Origin of the sequence: Arthrobacter sp. CAU 1506 (assembly GCF_005047635.1) — a bacterium.
GTDB lineage: Bacteria > Actinomycetota > Actinomycetes > Actinomycetales > Micrococcaceae > Crystallibacter.
Map to the genome: position 1 here is coordinate 324854 of NZ_SUKC01000002.1, position 16553 is coordinate 341406.

A 16553-nucleotide genomic window follows, 5' to 3' on the forward strand; every position below is an offset into this window, starting at 1 on the left:
ACGCGGAGCGGTGGCACCGCATGGGGCCAGCCGGCATGATTCTGCGGCCGGGGCGCGCGGTCAAGCGGCGAGGATGCAGGGTTGGCCCTAGCTGGCACAATACAAGCTAGGGGCGCGTCCCGGGTTCGGGTCCGCCGATTGTTATCCAAAGTCAATGTTCGGGGGAAGCAGTGGCAACACTTGCCATTCTGGGCGGCGGCGGGTTCCGCGTGCCGCTGGTCTATCGCGCGCTGGCCGAGGGGCCAGCGGCGGGCTTGGTGGACCGGCTGGTGCTCCACGATGTGGACGCCGGCCGGCAGCAGACGATCGCCCGGGTGCTGGCCGATGCTCCGCTGCCTCGCGGCGTCCGGCCGCCCCGGATTGAATCCGCCCGCACGCTCGACGACGCGCTGGCCGGGGCCGACGTCGTCTTCTCCGCCATCCGTCCCGGCGGAACGCAGGCCAGGACGCAGGACGAACGCATCGCCAGCCGGGTCAACCTGCTGGGCCAGGAAACCACCGGAGCAGCCGGCATTGCCTGCGGCCTGCGGGCAGTTCCCGCCGCCCTGGAGATTGCCCGGCGGCTGCGCGAACTGAGCCCCGACGCGTGGCTGATCAACTTCACCAATCCCGCCGGGCTGGTCACCGAAGCCGTGCTGCCAGTGCTCGGCCACCGGGTGATCGGCATCTGCGACACGCCCCTCGGGCTGGTCCGGCGCTCCGCCAAAGCCGCGGGCGCCCCGCTGCGCCGCGGCTCGTTGGCGGGCGTGGACTACGTGGGCCTGAACCATTTGGGCTGGCTGCGCGGGCTGGAGCATGACGGCGGGGACCTGCTTCCCGGGCTGATCGCTGACCCCGGCAGGCTGCAGTCGTTTGAAGAGGGCCGGATTTTCGGGACCAGGGAACTGCAGGTCCTCGGGGTGATCCCGAATGCCTACCTGTTCTATTACTACTTCCGCCGCGAAGCAACGATGGCGCTGGCCGGCGCCACGCAGACCCGCGGCGAGTCGATCCACGAACTGCAGCAGGAGTTGTACGCCAGGCTGCAGGCCTCCGGGACTCCGTATGCGGAGTGGGAGGACGCGCTGCGGCGCCGCGAGGAGAGCTATCTGTCCGAGGCACGGGAGATCGGCGTTTCCCGCGATGAGGAGGACCGTGCCGCCGGCGGTTACGAACACGTCGCCCTGGACACGATGCGTGCCCTGCTCACCGGCGAGCGCAGCGAGCAGATCCTCAACGTCCGCAATGCCGGGACCATCCCGCAACTGCCGGACGACGCCGTCATCGAAGTGCCGTCGGTCGTCGATTCGAACGGTGCCCGTCCCCTGCCGGTGAAACCGCTGACCCTGCATCAAGCCGGGTTGATGACCCAGGTCAAGGCAGTCGAGCAGGAGGTGGTCCGCGGCGGACAGGGCGACCGCGCCGCCGCATTGCGGGCCTTCATGATCCACCCGCTGATCACCTCCGGCCACGTGGCCCACCGGCTGCTCGAGGCCTATGAACAGGCCCACGGATACCGCTGGAACTGAGCGTCGGATGGTTCTACCTCCCGGCCCTGGCGGCCGCGATGACGGCGGTGATCCTGCAGCGGGAAACGCGGCTGCCGCACCACCGGGATGCCGTCTGAGGGAGCCCTCCCGCCCGGCGGCTTCCCGGGTGATAATCACCTCATGGACTTTGTCGGGGGCCTGATCGCCGTGGCGCTGGTGGCGTTGATCATCGCCGCCACCGTGTCCATGGCGTCCCGTCCCTGGCGGGGCTTTCCCGGGTCTGCTGGCCTGTCCGGGGCGTTCGGCGCCATGGAAGAGATCTTCGCCCCGGGCCGCTATGAAGCGCGGATGGAACAGGAGCGGCAGCAGCAGGCACCTGCCCCGGCACCGGCGCCCGGCGACAAACCCACACCGGGCGAGGCCGCGGAGGCCGAGGGCCCAGCCCACGGTGAGGCCGCGGAGGCCGAGGGACCAGCTCACGGCGACGTCCGGACCCATCGCGACGACGGCGACAACCGGAACCATCGCGACGGCCGGAACGACGGCGACGCCCCGGACGACGGAAGGTAAGGGACATGCCCACCGAGGACGATGCCCGCCGGCTCTGCCTGGCCCTGCCCGGGGTCACTGAACGGCCCAGCTGGGGCCAGCCGGCGTGGTTCGCGAAAACGCTGATGGCCCGCATCTGGGAGCCGGGCGTGCTGACCGTCAAAACCGAGGAACGCGAGGCGCTGGCCGGCACGGCGCCGGAGGTGTTTTTCTGGACGCCGCACCATGAGCGGTCGCCGCAATTGGTGCTCCTGCACTTGGCCAACGTGTCACCGGCCGAACTTGAAGAGCTGCTCGACGAATCGTTCAGGATCGCCGGAGGCCGGCACCTTCCCTGAGGGACGGTGCCGGCCTCCGGCAGGATTCGCGCCGGCGGTGCCTAGCGTACTCCGGCCGCCTCGGCCGCGGCCTGCTCGGGCTTGGCCACCTGCTGAACCAGCTTGGCGCCTTCCACGTCCACGTCGGGCAGGATCTTGTCCAGCCACCGGGGCATCCACCAGGCAGCCTTGCCGAACAGGTGCATGGCCGCCGGAATCAGCGTCATGCGCACCACGAAGGCATCCAGCAGCACACCCAGGGCCAGGGCAAAGCCGATCGGCCGGACCATGGTCAGGTGGGAGAAGATGAATCCGGCGAAAACGGAGACCATGATGATCGCCGCGGCCGTGACCACCTTGGCGCCGTGGTTGAAGCCGCTGACCACGGCGGCCCGGGCGTCTTCGCCGTGCGCATAGGATTCGCGCATGCCGGAGACCAGGAACATCTGGTAGTCCATCGCCAGCCCGAAGAGCACGCCGATCATGATCATCGGCAGGAAGCTCAGGATCGGCCCCGGGTCATGCACGTCGAACAGGTTGCCCAGCCAGCCCCACTGGTAGATCGCCACGACGGCGCCGAAGCTGGCACCCAGCGAGAGCAGGAAACCGGCGGTGGCCAGCAGCGGCACCAGGATGGAGCGGAAGACCAGCAGCAGCAGGATCAGCGAGAGCCCGATGACAATGGCCAGGTACACCGGCATGGCGTCCGCAAGCTTGTCCGAAACATCGATTTGCATCGGCGGCTGGCCGGTGACGGAAATCCCGACGCCGGTGCTCTCCTCGAGCGCGGCAGTCTCCGCCCTCAGGTTGTGGACCAGATCCTCGGTGCTCTCGGCGGCCGGGCCTTCCTCCGGGATGACCTGCAGGACGGCGGTGCGGCCGTCGTCGCTGGTTCCGGTCGGAACGGCGGCTGCCACGTGGTCCATGGCCCGCAGTTCCTGCGAGAGCTGCAGCAGGGTCTCGTCCGTCTCGGCCCCCTCCAGACCGGCCGGCAGGTCGGCCACCACAATCAGCGGACCGTTGATGCCCTCGCCAAAATTTTCGCCCAGCTGGTTGTAGGACCGGTAGGCCGTCGAGTCCGCCGGTTCGGAGCTGCCGTCCGGCAGGCCCAGCCGCAGCTCGGCGGCCGGCACTGCCATCACGCCCAGCACTGCCACGCCGGCGATCAGCGCCAGCCACGGGTGCTTGGTCACCGACTTGCCCCAGCTGCGCTTCGGATCGTTGTGGAATTCGTGGCCCGGTGTTGAGCTCTCCGCGCCGGCGGCCACCGGGCCGGCCAGTCCGGCCTTGGCCCACGCCCGCTTGGACAGAATCCGCCGGCCCATGATGGCCAGCAGCGCCGGGGTCAGCGTCAAAGCAACCACGACGGCGACGGCCACCGTCGCGGCTCCGGCCAGTCCCAGCACGGTGAGGAACGGGATCCCCGGCACCGCCAGTGCGGCGAGCGCAATAATCACCGTGAGCCCGGCAAAGAGCACCGCGTTGCCGGAGGTTCCGGTGGCACGGCCGATGGACTCGATCAGCGGAACGCCGGACAGCAACTGGGTGCGGTGGCGGTTGACGATGAACAGCGAATAATCGATGCCCACGGCCAGCCCCAGCATCAGCGCCAGCACCGGGGAAACCGAGCTCATGTCGACAACACTGCTCAGGGCCATGGTGCCGCCCACACCGACGCCGACGCCGACCAGTGCCATCAACAACGGCAGCCCGGCGGCGAGGAGCGTGCCGAGCATCAGCACCAGCACGGCGGCGGCCACCGCGATGCCGATGACCTCGGCCGCACCGAACAAGCTGGAGATGTCCTCGACGATGTCCTTGCTGTACTCCGCCTGCAGCCCGGGCACCAGGCCGGCTTCAGTGACTTGCTGGACCTGTTCGCGGTCCTCCTTGGAGACCGACATCATGTCCTGTTCGAACTGGACCTGCACGAAGGCGGCCGAACCGTCCTCAGAGACGAACCGCAGCCCTTCCGAGGACTGCTGCTGCAGCTTGGCCGCTTCCAGATCAGCGACCCCTGACTCATACTCTGCCTGGCCGTCTTCCAGCCGCTGCTCGGCCTGGTCCAATTGCTCCTGCGCCGCTTCCAGCTGGGCCCGCTGCGGCTCCAGCTGGGCCCGGGCCTGCTCGGCCATTGCGGTTTGTCCGGCGGCTTCAAGCTGCTCGATCTGCGCCTCGGCGGCCTGCACTTGCTGCAGCCCCGGCTCCAGCTGCGCCTTGCCCGCGTCCAGTTCGGCCCGGCCGTCGTCAAGCTGCTGCGCCGCCGCTTCCAGCTCCTCTTCGCCGTCGGCAATCATCTGGGGAGCATCGTCCAACGACGTTTGCAGGTCCACCGGGTCCGTGGCTCGTTTGACGGCGCCCAGGTCCGTCAGGTCGGCGGAGATCCGGGCAATGGCCTTCTCCTGCTTGGCAGTGAACGCCGTGCCGTCCGTCGTCGTGAAGACAATGGTGCCGAGACCGCCGGAGGCGTCCGGCAGTTTCTCCTGCAGCTCGTCCGCGACTGCCTGGGCGGGGGTGCCGGGAATGGTGAAGCTGTTGGACAGTGTGCCCATGAAGGCTGCGACGGATGCGCCGACGGCCACCATGACCACCAGCCACGCAGAGACAAACCACCAGCGCTTGCGGGCGGCCAGCTTGCCGAGTCGATAGAGCAGTGAAGCCATGCGATTAGTCCTTGTGGTTGGTGTTGAAGCCGCTACGCAGCAGGTCAAGACTCTCGAGCAGTTGCTGCCGGAAGGCCGACGGCGGAGGTGCCTCGCCGTCGGGGGTTTGGTTGGCTGCCATCCGCATGGCGGCCTGGGCACACGCGATCAGCGAGCCGGCGAGCGCGGTGACCATCAGTTCACCCGAGTTCTCCGGCAAACGGGGGCGCAGCCCGTCTTCCAGCGACTGTTTCGCCTGGCTCCAGATTTGAAGCTGCATGCGTTCCAGTTGCGCGTCGTCTGCACCCATTTGGTAGATCTCGCAGAGCAGCGCCAGCCGGTCCTGGCTGATGTCGCCGCCGAAAGTGGCCAGCACCGCGTCCATGATCGGCTCGTCCCCCGGCCGTTCATCCAGCCGGGCGAAGGACTCTTCCAAGAACTCCTCCACCGGCAACGTAACGGCCGCCTCGATGGAGGGGAAGTAGTTGAAAAAGGTCCGCCGCGAGACGCCGGCTTCTGCCGCCACTTGGTCCACGGTGAAACCGCCCGGGCCCTGCTCGCGGGCCAACCGCAAAGCGGCCGCGGTGATGGCGGCCCGGGTTGCCACCTTGTTTTTCTCGCGGCGGCCTTCCGGCTGCACCGCGCTTTCCGTACTCACCGGTTCAGCATAGAACCAAACTTGCACACCATGCAAAATTGCCCACCGTGCACGGATGGCTCCGGAAACTGAGCTAAATTTGAAGGGACCCTGCTCCGGGTCTGCTCCCCGAACCCCAGCCATCCGAGGACCTGCATGTCGCCGCGCACCCTGTTCCGCACCGTCGCTTTGGCCGAAGCCGTCACCTGGACACTGCTGCTGATCGCCTTGCTGTTACGCGCCTTGGCGCCGGAGGCCCGCGTGGCGGTCAGCATCGCCGGTGGCCTGCACGGCTTCGTCTTCCTCTGCTATGTGGTCAGCACCTGCTTCACCTGGGTCAACCAGAAGTGGACTGCCGGCCGCGGCGTCCTGGCGGTGGTCTCCGCAGCCATCCCGTACGCGACCATTCCGGTGGAAAAGTCCATGGACCGCCACGGCCTCCTCGGCAACGCCTGGCGGCTCGGCGCCGGCGGGGAACAACCGCGTGGCTTCCTTGAGCGGATCCAGGCCGTCGTGCTGGCGCGCCCGGTGGCAGCTATCGCCGTTGTCCTCGTCGCCGTCGCCGCCGTCTTCAGCTTCCTGCTCTACATGGGCCCGCCGGACACCTGGTTCGCGTAGCCGCCAGACGAACATTGGGTTAGGCCGGAATCTGGAACCAAGCCCCCGCAGCCGGTAGCATCTGCTCAAGCCCTGAGCGGGCGGGTCCTGATGGGCTGGCGCGGCGGTTCCCCGGCCACCGTTCAGCAGGCCGTGAGAACCACTCCGGGAGGGCCAAGGAGGCCGGCATTTTTGGGATCCGCCCCGGTGGCGGGTAGCAACGCTCACGATCGAGAGCAGGACCCGCATGGTAGCGGCGACGACGGTACTGACGATCATTCTTCTCTGGAGCGCGTTCTCCGGGCCGCTTGACCGGCGCGGGGTCACGTCGGCCCTGTTCTTCACCGTCGCTGGCTTTGTCGTCGGCACGTCGGCCCTGGGCCTGCTCGGAGCCTCACTGGAGTCCTCTGAATTTGGTTTGGTTGCCGAGATCGCGCTCGTCCTGCTCCTGTTCAGCGACGCCACCCGGCTCGACGTTCGCTCGCTCCGTCGCGAACTGGGCTGGCCCGTCCGCCTCCTGTTGATCGGGTTACCCCTCACGATGCTGGCCGGTGCAGGGGTGGGGGCGCTCGTCTTCCCCGGAATTCCGCTGGCGTCAACGGTGCTGCTGGCGACGATCCTGGCCCCCACCGACGCAGCTCTCGGGCAGAAGGTGGTCTCCGATCCAGCCGTTCCCGCCCGCGTGCGGCAGGCGCTCGACGTGGAAAGCGGCTTTAACGACGGCCTCGCGGTGCCCTTCTTCCTCGTCGCGCTTGAGATCGCGAACGCCGAACTCGAGACGGGGGTTACATGGGCGGTCGCCAGCAACATGGCCGCACAGATCGGCTGGGGTCTCACGGCCGGCCTGAGCGCGGGCATACTGGGCGGCTTGCTGTACGGCATCGCCGATCGGCGCGAATGGATCAGCCCCGACTGGCGGCAGATCGCGCCGTTGGCAGTGGCACTGCTGGCCTACACCATCGCCGTGCTGCTCGGCGGCAGCGGCTTCTTCGCCGCCTTCGCCGGTGGTATCGCCTTCGGGAGTGTCTCGGGCGCCCGTAGCTCGCTCGTCAACCTGTTCACAGAAGAGTCAGGAGCCCTTCTCGCCTCCATTACGTGGATCGGATTCGGGGCGCTGGCCTTCACCTTGGCGATCCCGCACATTACCTGGCAAGTGTTTCTCTATGCCGCACTGAGCCTGACCGTGGTGCGGATGATTCCCGTGGCGATTGCCCTCGCCGGCCGCAGAGTCAAGCGCCCGACGGTGGCCTTCATCGGCTGGTTCGGTCCGCGGGGCCTGGCTTCGCTGGTGTTTGCACTGCTCGCGTTGGAGCGCGGCATCCCCGACGCTGAAGTCGTCCTCACCACCGTGGTTGTCACGGTAGCGCTCAGCGTCGTCGTGCACGGCCTGACCTCGGTCCCGCTATCCGCCGCGTACCGCCGCTGGTATGAGAGCCGCCCGGCCGAGCATCCGGCAGCGGAGGAGACCGTACCGGTGGTCATGCCTCGTCGGCGACGCCAACACGGCATCGGTCCGGCTTAGCTCGGTGCGTTCCTCATCGGCACTCCGTCGTCGTACGAACCTTCCCTGGTCCATCGGTCCGCAGGGTCACCAGGCTCCACCGTGGAACGCACCCGCATCGGTTGCGTCGCCGCCCATATCTTCACGTGATCGTCGCCGGGACTACGAGCTCGCCGCCGTCGGCGCGGGCAGGCTCGACCGTGCTTCTGTGGTGTGCCTGACCGCGGCGGATTGCCTTGTCCAGTTCGACGACGATGGGGACGATCAGCGCCAGGCCGATGCAGGCCAGCCACTGGCCCCCGCTCAGTGAAGTTGTCAGCAGCAGGTCCTGAAGGAAGCCGATCTCCACGGCTGCCACGGTGAAGAGCACCGGGATCGAAAGGATCTTGAGCGCATTGATAATCGGTGCCACCAGACCCGACTCCGGATCGCGCCGCTTGGCCAGGCTGCCGAAGACGGAACTCAGCGCGAGCACTACGAACGCCATTGTCAACGGCACGTTGGGTTCGGTGGCGCTCATCGGACCCGGAGCCAGGAGCAGGGCCGCGAACGTCACTGCGAATCCGACTACGCCGTAAACCAGCCACTGGGTGACTGCACTGCCGTTGGTGATCGGTTGCGTGGTGTCCCGCGGCGGTCTGGACATCAAATCCGGTGCCGGAGGATCGGTCATGATGACCATCACCGGAAATATGGTGATGAAGAAGTTGATGAACAGCACCATCGTCGGAGACAGGGCAACGCCGTCGTTGATGTTGAAGACACTGGCGACCAGGAACAGCAGCACCAGCGCGAACAGCGCGGACATCTGGTACCGGACGAATGACACAATCTTGTCGTAGATGCTGCGGCCCAGCCGGATCGCGGTCACCAAGGTGCCGAAGTTGTCATCCGTGAGGATCAGGTTTCCGGCTTGCTTGGTCACCTCGCTCCCCGAGCCCATGGCCACGCCAACATCCGCTTGCTTGAGCGCAGCGGCGTCGTTCACGGCGTCGCCGGTCATGGCGACGACGGCGCCGCCCTGCTGCATGAGCCTGGCCAGCCTCAGTTTGTCCTGGGGCGTCACCCGCCCGAAGACGTGGAGTCCAGGCAGGGCCCGCTGCAGGTCCGCATCGGACATCGCCTGGATTTCCGCGCCACTGATCGCCCCGGCACCGAGCTTGAGTTCGGCCCCGATTGCGGCGGCAGTGACCGCATGGTCGCCGGTGATCATCCGAACTTCGATGCCCGCCTCGTGCGCTGTACGCACGGCGGCGGCCGCCTCCGAGCGCAGCGGGTCGATGATGCCAACCATGCCCACGAAGGTGAGCTCGTCAACGAACTTCATCGGATCCTGGGCCACCTCGGCTTCCCGGCCGTCCAGCCGCCTCACGGCGAAGGCCAGGACCCGCAGGCCTTTCTCCGACAGGGACGCGTTGGCTTTCGTGATGTCCTCTTGGACGTCGCCGATGGCAACCTCCCCCTCGGGCAGCAGGGCCATGCTGCACCGTGCCAGGACCACATCCGGGCCGCCCTTGACCATTTCGACGAAGTGCGGCTCGCCGTCAAGCGGCAGGTTGTGGAATGTCGCCATGAACTTGTAAGCCGAGTCGAAGGGAACCTCCGCGATACGGGGGTAGGCCCGGCGCGTATGTTCCGCATCGACGCCCATCTTGGCGGCCAGCACCACCAGCGCGGCCTCCGTGGGGTCACCGATCACCTCGCCAGAGTCGGAAACCGTGGCATCACTGTCCAGGCACAGCCCGTACGCCAGCCGGGTGAAGTCCGGCACCGGCTCGCCGGCCGTCTGGCGGATGACCCCGGTCTTGGCGTAGCCCTCGCCCTGCACGCTGTACCATGTGCCCCGGACATACAATTGCCGCACCATCATCTGGTTCATGGTCAGGGTGCCGGTCTTGTCCGAGTTGATCGCGCTCGTGGCACCAAGCGTCTCGACGTCGCTGAGGTTCTTGACCACTGCCTTGTGCTCGGCCAACTGCTTGGCCCCGTAGGCCAGCATCGCCTGCACGAACGTCGGCATGCCGGTCGGAATGGCCGCGATCGCCATCGACATGCCCACCAGCAGGACCGTCCCGACGGCCTGCCCGCGGATCACCCCGATGATGATGATGATCGCGACTGCGGACCAGGCGATGATGCCGATCACTTTGGTGAGTCCGTCAAGCTCTCGCTGCAGCGGGGACTTTCCCGGGTCCACGGACGAAAGCATCGAAGCGATCTTCCCCATCTCGGTCTGCATACCGGTGGCAGTCACCACCATCGTCGCTGTTCCCCGCGTGACGGCGGTGTTCTGAAAAGCCATGTTGGTGCGGTCGCCCAGTGACACATCGGCCGCCTCGAGCGTTTTGGGGTCCTTCGCGATCGGCGCGCTCTCGCCGGTCAGCGCGGCCTCCTGGGTTTCCAGCGTGGCGGATCGGAGCAGCCGGCCATCCGCGGGCACAAGGTCGCCGGCCTCGAGGTTGACGATGTCCCCCGGTACGAGGTCCGTGGCGTCCAACTGGGCCAGGGAACCGTTCCGTACGACGCGTGCCTGCGGAATCTGCATCTTGGCCAGGGCATCGACGCTGGCACGAGCCTTCAGCTCCTGCTGGGTTCCCAGCACCAGATTAAGGATCACCAGCAAGGCCACGATGATAGCGACCGCAACCTGGTCAATGATCAGGCTCACGATGACAACCCCGACGAGCATCAGGTTCATCGGATCCCGCAGCAGCCGCAGCGCGATTGCCCAGCGTGAGGGCGGCCGCTCGGCGGCTATCGAGTTGGGCCCGTACCGGGCCCGCCGCTGGTCGGCCTCGGCGCTGTCAAGACCTGCCTGCTCGTTCGTGCCGAGCTTGGCCACCACGGCCTCGGGCGCCTGCACGTGCCACTGATCAGCTGCAGAAGTTTCGGTTGTTTCCGGAAGAGACATAGCAATCGTCCTTGCTCTTGTGCGGCCTGTGGTCGCGTCCTTTCGGGGAACCTGCCGGTGCAGGGGACTACCAGAGGGCGACAATCAGTAAGGCTCCGGGATCTCACGCGGCAGATACGCCGGTTCTTCGTAGTCGCCCGGTTTTTGCCGCTTGGGAAGCGTGACGTCCGGTTGTTTAAGCGGCTCATAGGGGATCTGGTCAAGGATGTGGCTGATGACGTTGAGCCGCCCGCGTTTCTTGTCATTGGTGTGAGCCACGAACCAGGGGGCCCACGCAGTGTCCGTCTGACGGAACATCTCATCCCGGGCACGTGAATAGTCATACCACCGGCTGTAGGACTTCAAATCCAAGTCCGAGAGCTTCCAGTACTTGCGCGGGTCATCGATCCGGCTCTGCAGCCTCAAGGTCTGCTCTTCGGCATCAACCTCGAGCCAGTACTTCAGCAAAGTGATGCCCGAATCCACCATGGCGCGCTCGAAGGTTGGGGCCGTCAGGAGGAACTTCTTCGCTTCTTCGTCGCTGCAGAAACCCATCACCCGTTCCACCCCGGCCCGGTTGTACCAGCTTCTGTCGAAGATGACGACCTCTCCCGCTGCAGGCAGATGCGAAACATACCGTTGCACATACATCTGCGACTTCTCACGCGGGGTGGGCGTTGGCAAAGCCACGACCCGGAAAACACGGGGGCTGACGCGGCTGGTAAGCTCCTTGATCACGCCGCCCTTGCCCGCCGTGTCCCGGCCTTCAAAGACGATGACGATTTTGGCCCCTGAAGACTTGACCCACTCCTGCATGGCCACCAATTCTCCATGCAGGGGCTTGACGAGCTTGTCGAACTCCCGCCGCTTCATCGTGGGTTTATCTTCGGCACGGTTCTGCTTCTTGCTCTTACCCATGGCCGCCAGTCCTTCGCCGGGTCATCCGACACCATCACCCGGGCGCTGTCCCTGAGCACTCCCTGCAGGTTCCCGGTGACCCGCTTGGGGCTCCAAGCAACGGGCTACCCCTAAGCCCGCGGCGTAACTTCTCGCAAGATTCAACCTGTACAGCGGCGGCTAGCCGCTTGGACGAAGTCTAGCCGCAAGTCGAGCCGCCGAGAACGATTCGCAGCCAACGCCCCAAGCCAGCGGGCAGCCTGCCGGGATGTTCCAGTGGTCTGCCTAGCATCCACCTTGGGGTTTTCCAACCTTTCCGGCCGGCACAGAGACGTTCTACCCGCGCCCCAAGAGCAGCGAAAAGCCGCTGAACCAGCCGGAGAATCTCACCCTTGCCGGATGAGGTGCCCGATTTGGAAGCCGGAAGATACTGACTTCTAGTTATCGGAGGCGCGTCGGCTTCCGACTGGTCCGGCTGAGAGAGGAGCTAAAGCACCTCCGGGCCACAATATCCAGTCATGGACCAACATAATGAACAGGATTTCCAATGGATTTCTGGGAGAACTTCTGGAGCGTCATCTGGTGGTTTATTTGGGTGTTCGCCTTCACCACCTACTTGATCGCCGTGTTCTGGATCATCAGCGACATCTTCCGCGACCATGCACTCAACGGGTGGCTGAAGGCAGTGTGGATGATTTTCTTGATCTTCGTTCCGTTCTTGACGGCCTTGATCTACCTCATTGCCCGCGGCTCCGGCATGACTGAACGTTCAGCCGAACGTGCACGCCTCAATCAGGAGTACACCGAGTCGTACATCCGTGATGTCGCCGGATCCAGCCCCACCGAGGAAATTGCGAGGGCTAAAGCGCTTCTGGACTCCGGAACCATCACGGAAAGCGACTACGCAAAAATTAAGACCCGTGTCCTTGCGTAAAACGGCTTAGGCCCAGAGGAGGTAGCCATGTGCCGCTGGCTGGCGTATTCGGGATCGCCTGTGCCCTTGGACGAACTATTGTTCAAACCGGCCAATTCAATCGTTGTGCAGAGTAAGCACTCACGGTTGGGGGCCGAAACCACCAATGGCGATGGCTTCGGCGTCGGCTGGTATGGTGTTCTGCCCACACCGGGTATCTTCCGAAGCACCGAACCCGCGTGGAACGACAGCAATCTCTGGGAGCTCGCATCCCATGCATCCGCCGGCCGGGTTTTCGCGCATATCCGCGCCTCCACTGGCTCGGCGGTCCAGCAGACAAACTGCCATCCGTTTCGCCACGAACGCTGGCTGTGGATGCACAATGGCCTCATCCGGGACTTCCCGGCCATCAAGCGGGACCTGGCCATGGCTGTCCGCCCCGACCTCTTCCCCCTGATCCAAGGATCAACGGACTCCGAGGTGTTCTTCATGCTTGCTCTCACCTTTGGCTTGGAGCAGGATCCGCTCGCAGCAGTCGCTGCCGCGGTCGGGCACATCGAAGGAGTCGGCAGGAGCCACGGCATCGACTACCCGCTGCAGATGACAGTGGCCACGACCAACGGCGACTCCACCTGGGCCTTCCGCTACTCCAGCGAAGGCCGCTCACGGACCCTCTTTCACAGCACGGACGTCACGACGCTCCGGGCGCACTATCCCGGCAACGTCATGCTTGAGCAGCTGTCCGACGATGCGCGGTTGGTAGTGTCTGAACCCTTGGGCGACCTGCTCGGAGCGTGGCAGGAAGTGCCGGAGGCCACCAGCGTGGTCGTGCACGACGGTGAAGTCGAGTTCCATCCATTCAGGCCCACAGACGCAGCCGCAGCGACCTCTTGAGCGGTTCTTTCGAACTAGACCTGGAGAAGACTGTAACCGATGATAAAGGCGCCGATGGCAAGTATTGTCGCTGCCGTCACGATCCGGCCGTTGCGCTGCAGCCAGGCATAGACGGCCGCCAGTTGCCCTTCGGCTCGTTCCGGGGATCGTACCCAGTAGAGAATCGGCACGACGACAGCCGACTGGGCGAGAACTGCATAGCCGAGAACCAACAGGGTGCGCACAAGGGCCGATGGTTCTTGGACGCTGATCAGCGCACCGGCGGTTACCGCCAACACGAGTGCCTTCGGACGAAGGTTCAGCCCCAGACCGAGCCCAATGAATTCCCACGTGCGGGCGGACTGAAACTTGGCCGTGATCTTGCCCAGCATGGCGCTCTCCCGTGTACCTTTCCGTCTAAAGAGGTACACCGCATAGCCGATGAGAAAGGCTCCGATCACCAAACCCAGTGCGGCCTGGAACTCATCCTCGTTCCACCTCGGGATGTTCGACAGGAACCCCAGCCCCACCGAGGACAGACCGACAATCACGACCGACCCGGTGATGGTACCAATCAGGAAGGCCAGGGCCCGCCGTCGCGGATGCGACGACAGCAGGATAACGATGGTGATGCTGGCCGGCACTGTGCTCATCGCCCCGGCTACGGCGACTGGCACAAGGCTGACTAAGACGGCCAGCACTAGCGGCTCACCCTGCTCGGAGGGCGGTGTGGCCGGACATCATTTCTGTTGCGTGCCATCGCGGTGCGGGTGGTCCGGTCGCCTCCGCGGCCGGCGGGCGCGGATGGCGTCGTCTTCGAGCTTGAGTGCTGCTTCGATGTCCTTCTTGTCCCCCGTCAAGGCCCGACGCCAGACCTTGGATGGGTCCGAGTCGAGAAGGATCGTGCGGACCAGCAGGGTTAGCGGAACGGCGAGGATGGCACCGACTGGGCCAAGAACGACGGCCCAGAACAGTACCGAGACAAAGGTCAGCGTCTCGCTGAGCGACACCGCATTGCCAATATATTTGGGCTGAATGATCGATTGGATGACACTGTTGATCACGCCGTAAATCACGATGACGGCGACAACAACGGGCCAGCCTCCGCTCAATGCCCCGAAGACCAGCGGCGGGATGATCGCGATGAAGTAGCCGATGTTGGGGATGAAGCTGCAAATGAACGACAACACCCCCCAGGCCATCGCACCCGGGACCTGCAGGAGAAACAGGACGAGCCAGTTGAACAGGCCTTGGGCGGCGCCCAGGACGGTAGTTGCCACCATGTAGCGGCGCAGGTCAACGGCAAAACCGCTGAAGGCAGTGGCCATGGCCGGCCGGTGGGGCTGCAGGTGGGTCAGCAGGGCGGCCATACGGCCTCCGTCAACCGCCATCAAGATGAGCATCGTCAGGATGATGACCAGGACGCCGATCATGCCCGTGATGTTCCCCAACAAGCCTGTGACGAACTCGATGATGCGGCCGGGCGTAAGGGCCTGCTGCACGGTCTGTGCCTGTTCAGACCCGAATCCCGCGGACTCCAGCAATTGGGCGATGGACTCGCCCAATTGGTTCAGCTGGGGAGCATATTGCGGCAGCAGCGCTGAGAACTGCGCGAGAGCGGCCAACAAGACCACGGAAAGGCCGATCAGGACGGCGAAACTGGCGGCGATGGTGGTTCCGGTACCGATACCCCGCGGGACACCGTGCCGCTGCATCCAGCGCCTCATCGGATGCACGCAGACGGTAATCACTAAGGCCAGGAAGACCGGGGTGAAGATCCCCTGGATTGCGGCGATTCCGAAAGCCGCAACGGTTGCACCGGCGAGAGCCAGCAGGATGGTGGTTGCGCGCGGAATGCCGGAGCGCTGGACGGGTTCGGATGGTTCGGGTCCGGATGCTTCAGGTTGCATTGCCCCCTCCTTCTCCGCTCGTCGTAGTCTAGGGGTCCCGCTGTGTCGTCAGAAGGGGACGGAGGCGACAGGTCTGAGGTATCGACCCTTAGCAGTTGAGCTCGTCCGTTACTCCCTTGCGAGCGGTCTCGACGTTGGCTGCATCGTTCTTCAAGGAAGTAACCACCTGCTGAACGGTGGCGTCATCGGGAATGTTGTCCACCGCAGACCTGAGCTCATCCGTGGCGGTGGCCAGTGCATCAGTCCGGTCTTTGGCCACGTTTGCGGTCGCCCCCTTGAGATCGTTGTAGGTATTACTGACCTCTTCCCGCGCCGAACGGATCTCCTCGATGGTGGCATCCGGCGTCAGGGTCTCTCGGAAGTTCTGCAGGGCGGCGGCGAAGGCATCGGAGGCCCCGCATGCTTTCGCAACATTTTCCTCGGGGCTGGCAGAGCACCCCGCGAGCATTCCCACGGCCAACCCTAAGGCGGCAGTTCCTGTCAGAAGCGGATGTTGTTTCGACATGGTTGTTCCTCTCTGGATACCGGTTGTACCGGGCGGCAGACGGCCACTGTCAGACACATCAAGTCTGGATTTGTCCGCCGCCGCTCTGCTTCACCCAACCGGGATGAATTCAAGTTCCCCGGATCAGAGACGGCGCGGGAACTTCCGCCGTCACGCGACCAACCGGGCAGCAGCGTGCCCCCAGATCAGGAGCACGACGGCGGCACTCACGCCGAAGAGGAGCGCAATTCCACACCCAGCGTTCAGAGCCGCAGAGAATCACGCATCGTTGGCCGAACTGGCGGATACCTACCGGTCGCTACCTCACCCGCAATGGATGAGGTGCCCCATGCCACGGACAGTGATCCTTAAGCCAAGAACCCAGGATTCGTGGCGGGACATTGCATCCCGGGCCCTGGGCTCCGCGGGCGCAACCGAAAGGACCGTCGTGGACATTTGGAACAACTTTTGGGACTTCTTCTGGTTCCTCTTCTGGACCGTTGCGTTTATCGCCTACCTCATCACGCTGTTTTCCGTCGTCGCCGATTTGTTCCGGGATCGGTCCCTCAACGGCTGGTGGAAGGCTGTATGGATTGTCTTTCTGATTTTCTTCCCCTTCCTGACGGTGCTCGTCTACATCATCGCCCGCGGAAGAGGGATGGCCGAGAGAAGCCAAGAACGTGCATTGCACACCCAGGAAGCCGTGGACAAGTACATTGGGGATGTCGCGGGGACCAGCCCCTCTGACGAAATCGCGAAGGCCAAATCGCTGCTGGACACCGGGACGATCACAGCGGATGAATACGCGGCGATCAAGAAACATGCCCTCCATGGCCTCCGCGTGCCCTAACGAAGCACGCTGAGACGCGTTTCC

General features: G+C 64.9%; 15 protein-coding genes. 8 read left to right on the forward strand and 7 right to left on the reverse strand.

Going from position 1 to position 16553, the window contains the following annotated elements; translation table 11 throughout:
• Positions 1–170: 170 nt before the first annotated feature.
• The 3 genes from E4J89_RS04175 to E4J89_RS04185 all read left to right on the forward strand — a co-directional run bounded on the left by E4J89_RS04175 (position 171) and on the right by E4J89_RS04185 (position 2356).
• Positions 171–1508: a 6-phospho-beta-glucosidase gene (locus E4J89_RS04175; RefSeq protein ID WP_136784830.1), complete on the forward strand. Its 1338-nt coding sequence runs from the start codon at positions 171–173 to the stop codon at positions 1506–1508.
• Between the two features lie 141 nt (positions 1509–1649).
• Entirely contained in the window at positions 1650–2039 is a 390-nt protein-coding gene (locus tag E4J89_RS04180; protein ID WP_136784831.1) for a hypothetical protein, read from the forward strand.
• Between the two features lie 5 nt (positions 2040–2044).
• Positions 2045–2356, forward strand: a complete 312-nt coding sequence (locus tag E4J89_RS04185) for an MmcQ/YjbR family DNA-binding protein (protein ID WP_136784832.1) — start codon at positions 2045–2047, stop codon at positions 2354–2356.
• Between the two features lie 41 nt (positions 2357–2397).
• On the opposite strand, the gene E4J89_RS04190 is transcribed toward E4J89_RS04185, so the two are convergent.
• Both E4J89_RS04190 and E4J89_RS04195 read right to left on the reverse strand, forming a co-directional pair.
• Positions 2398–4998: an MMPL family transporter gene (locus E4J89_RS04190; RefSeq protein ID WP_136784833.1), complete on the reverse strand. Its 2601-nt coding sequence runs from the start codon at positions 4996–4998 to the stop codon at positions 2398–2400.
• A 4-nt stretch (positions 4999–5002) separates the two neighbouring features.
• Positions 5003–5635: a TetR/AcrR family transcriptional regulator gene (locus tag E4J89_RS04195; protein ID WP_169303917.1), complete on the reverse strand. Its 633-nt coding sequence runs from the start codon at positions 5633–5635 to the stop codon at positions 5003–5005.
• A gap of 135 nt (positions 5636–5770) precedes the next feature.
• Here E4J89_RS04195 and E4J89_RS04200 point away from each other — a divergent pair, with 135 nt between their 5' ends.
• Positions 5771–6232 (forward strand): DUF3817 domain-containing protein, encoded by a 462-nt coding sequence (locus E4J89_RS04200; RefSeq protein WP_136784835.1) that lies wholly within the window; start codon positions 5771–5773, stop codon positions 6230–6232.
• Positions 6233–6458: 226 nt separating this feature from the next.
• Complete coding sequence (locus tag E4J89_RS04205; protein ID WP_136784836.1) at positions 6459–7733, forward strand: cation:proton antiporter; 1275 nt, start codon at positions 6459–6461, stop codon at positions 7731–7733.
• Positions 7734–7854: 121 nt separating this feature from the next.
• Here the strand turns inward: E4J89_RS04205 and E4J89_RS04210 are convergent, their stop codons facing one another.
• Both E4J89_RS04210 and ppk2 read right to left on the reverse strand, forming a co-directional pair.
• A complete protein-coding gene (locus E4J89_RS04210; protein WP_136784837.1) occupies positions 7855–10623 on the reverse strand; it encodes a cation-transporting P-type ATPase in 2769 nt (922 codons plus the stop codon).
• An 84-nt stretch (positions 10624–10707) separates the two neighbouring features.
• A complete protein-coding gene (ppk2, locus tag E4J89_RS04215) occupies positions 10708–11520 on the reverse strand; it encodes a polyphosphate kinase 2 (RefSeq protein WP_136784838.1) in 813 nt (270 codons plus the stop codon).
• A gap of 526 nt (positions 11521–12046) precedes the next feature.
• Between ppk2 and E4J89_RS04220 the strand changes: the two genes are divergently transcribed.
• Together E4J89_RS04220 and E4J89_RS04225 are read left to right on the forward strand one after the other, a co-directional pair.
• Positions 12047–12433 carry an SHOCT domain-containing protein gene (locus E4J89_RS04220; protein WP_136784839.1) on the forward strand — a complete coding sequence of 129 codons (387 nt, stop codon included), beginning with the start codon at positions 12047–12049 and terminating at the stop codon, positions 12431–12433.
• 27 nt (positions 12434–12460) lie between these two features.
• Positions 12461–13306: a class II glutamine amidotransferase gene (locus E4J89_RS04225; RefSeq protein ID WP_136784840.1), complete on the forward strand. Its 846-nt coding sequence runs from the start codon at positions 12461–12463 to the stop codon at positions 13304–13306.
• A gap of 14 nt (positions 13307–13320) precedes the next feature.
• Here E4J89_RS04225 and E4J89_RS04230 read toward each other — a convergent pair whose 3' ends face one another.
• From E4J89_RS04230 to E4J89_RS04240, 3 genes are all read right to left on the reverse strand, one after another.
• Positions 13321–13986, reverse strand: a complete 666-nt coding sequence (locus E4J89_RS04230) for a GAP family protein (RefSeq protein WP_346763369.1) — start codon at positions 13984–13986, stop codon at positions 13321–13323.
• Between the two features lie 39 nt (positions 13987–14025).
• On the reverse strand, positions 14026–15195 hold the full coding sequence (locus E4J89_RS04235) for an AI-2E family transporter (protein ID WP_136784842.1): 1170 nt from the start codon (positions 15193–15195) through the stop codon (positions 14026–14028).
• A gap of 88 nt (positions 15196–15283) precedes the next feature.
• Positions 15284–15700 (reverse strand): hypothetical protein, encoded by a 417-nt coding sequence (locus tag E4J89_RS04240; RefSeq protein WP_136784843.1) that lies wholly within the window; start codon positions 15698–15700, stop codon positions 15284–15286.
• Between the two features lie 427 nt (positions 15701–16127).
• On the opposite strand from E4J89_RS04240, the gene E4J89_RS04245 reads away from it, so the two are divergent.
• Positions 16128–16529 carry a PLD nuclease N-terminal domain-containing protein gene (locus E4J89_RS04245; protein ID WP_136785015.1) on the forward strand — a complete coding sequence of 134 codons (402 nt, stop codon included), beginning with the start codon at positions 16128–16130 and terminating at the stop codon, positions 16527–16529.
• The last annotated feature ends 24 nt before the right edge of the window (positions 16530–16553 follow it).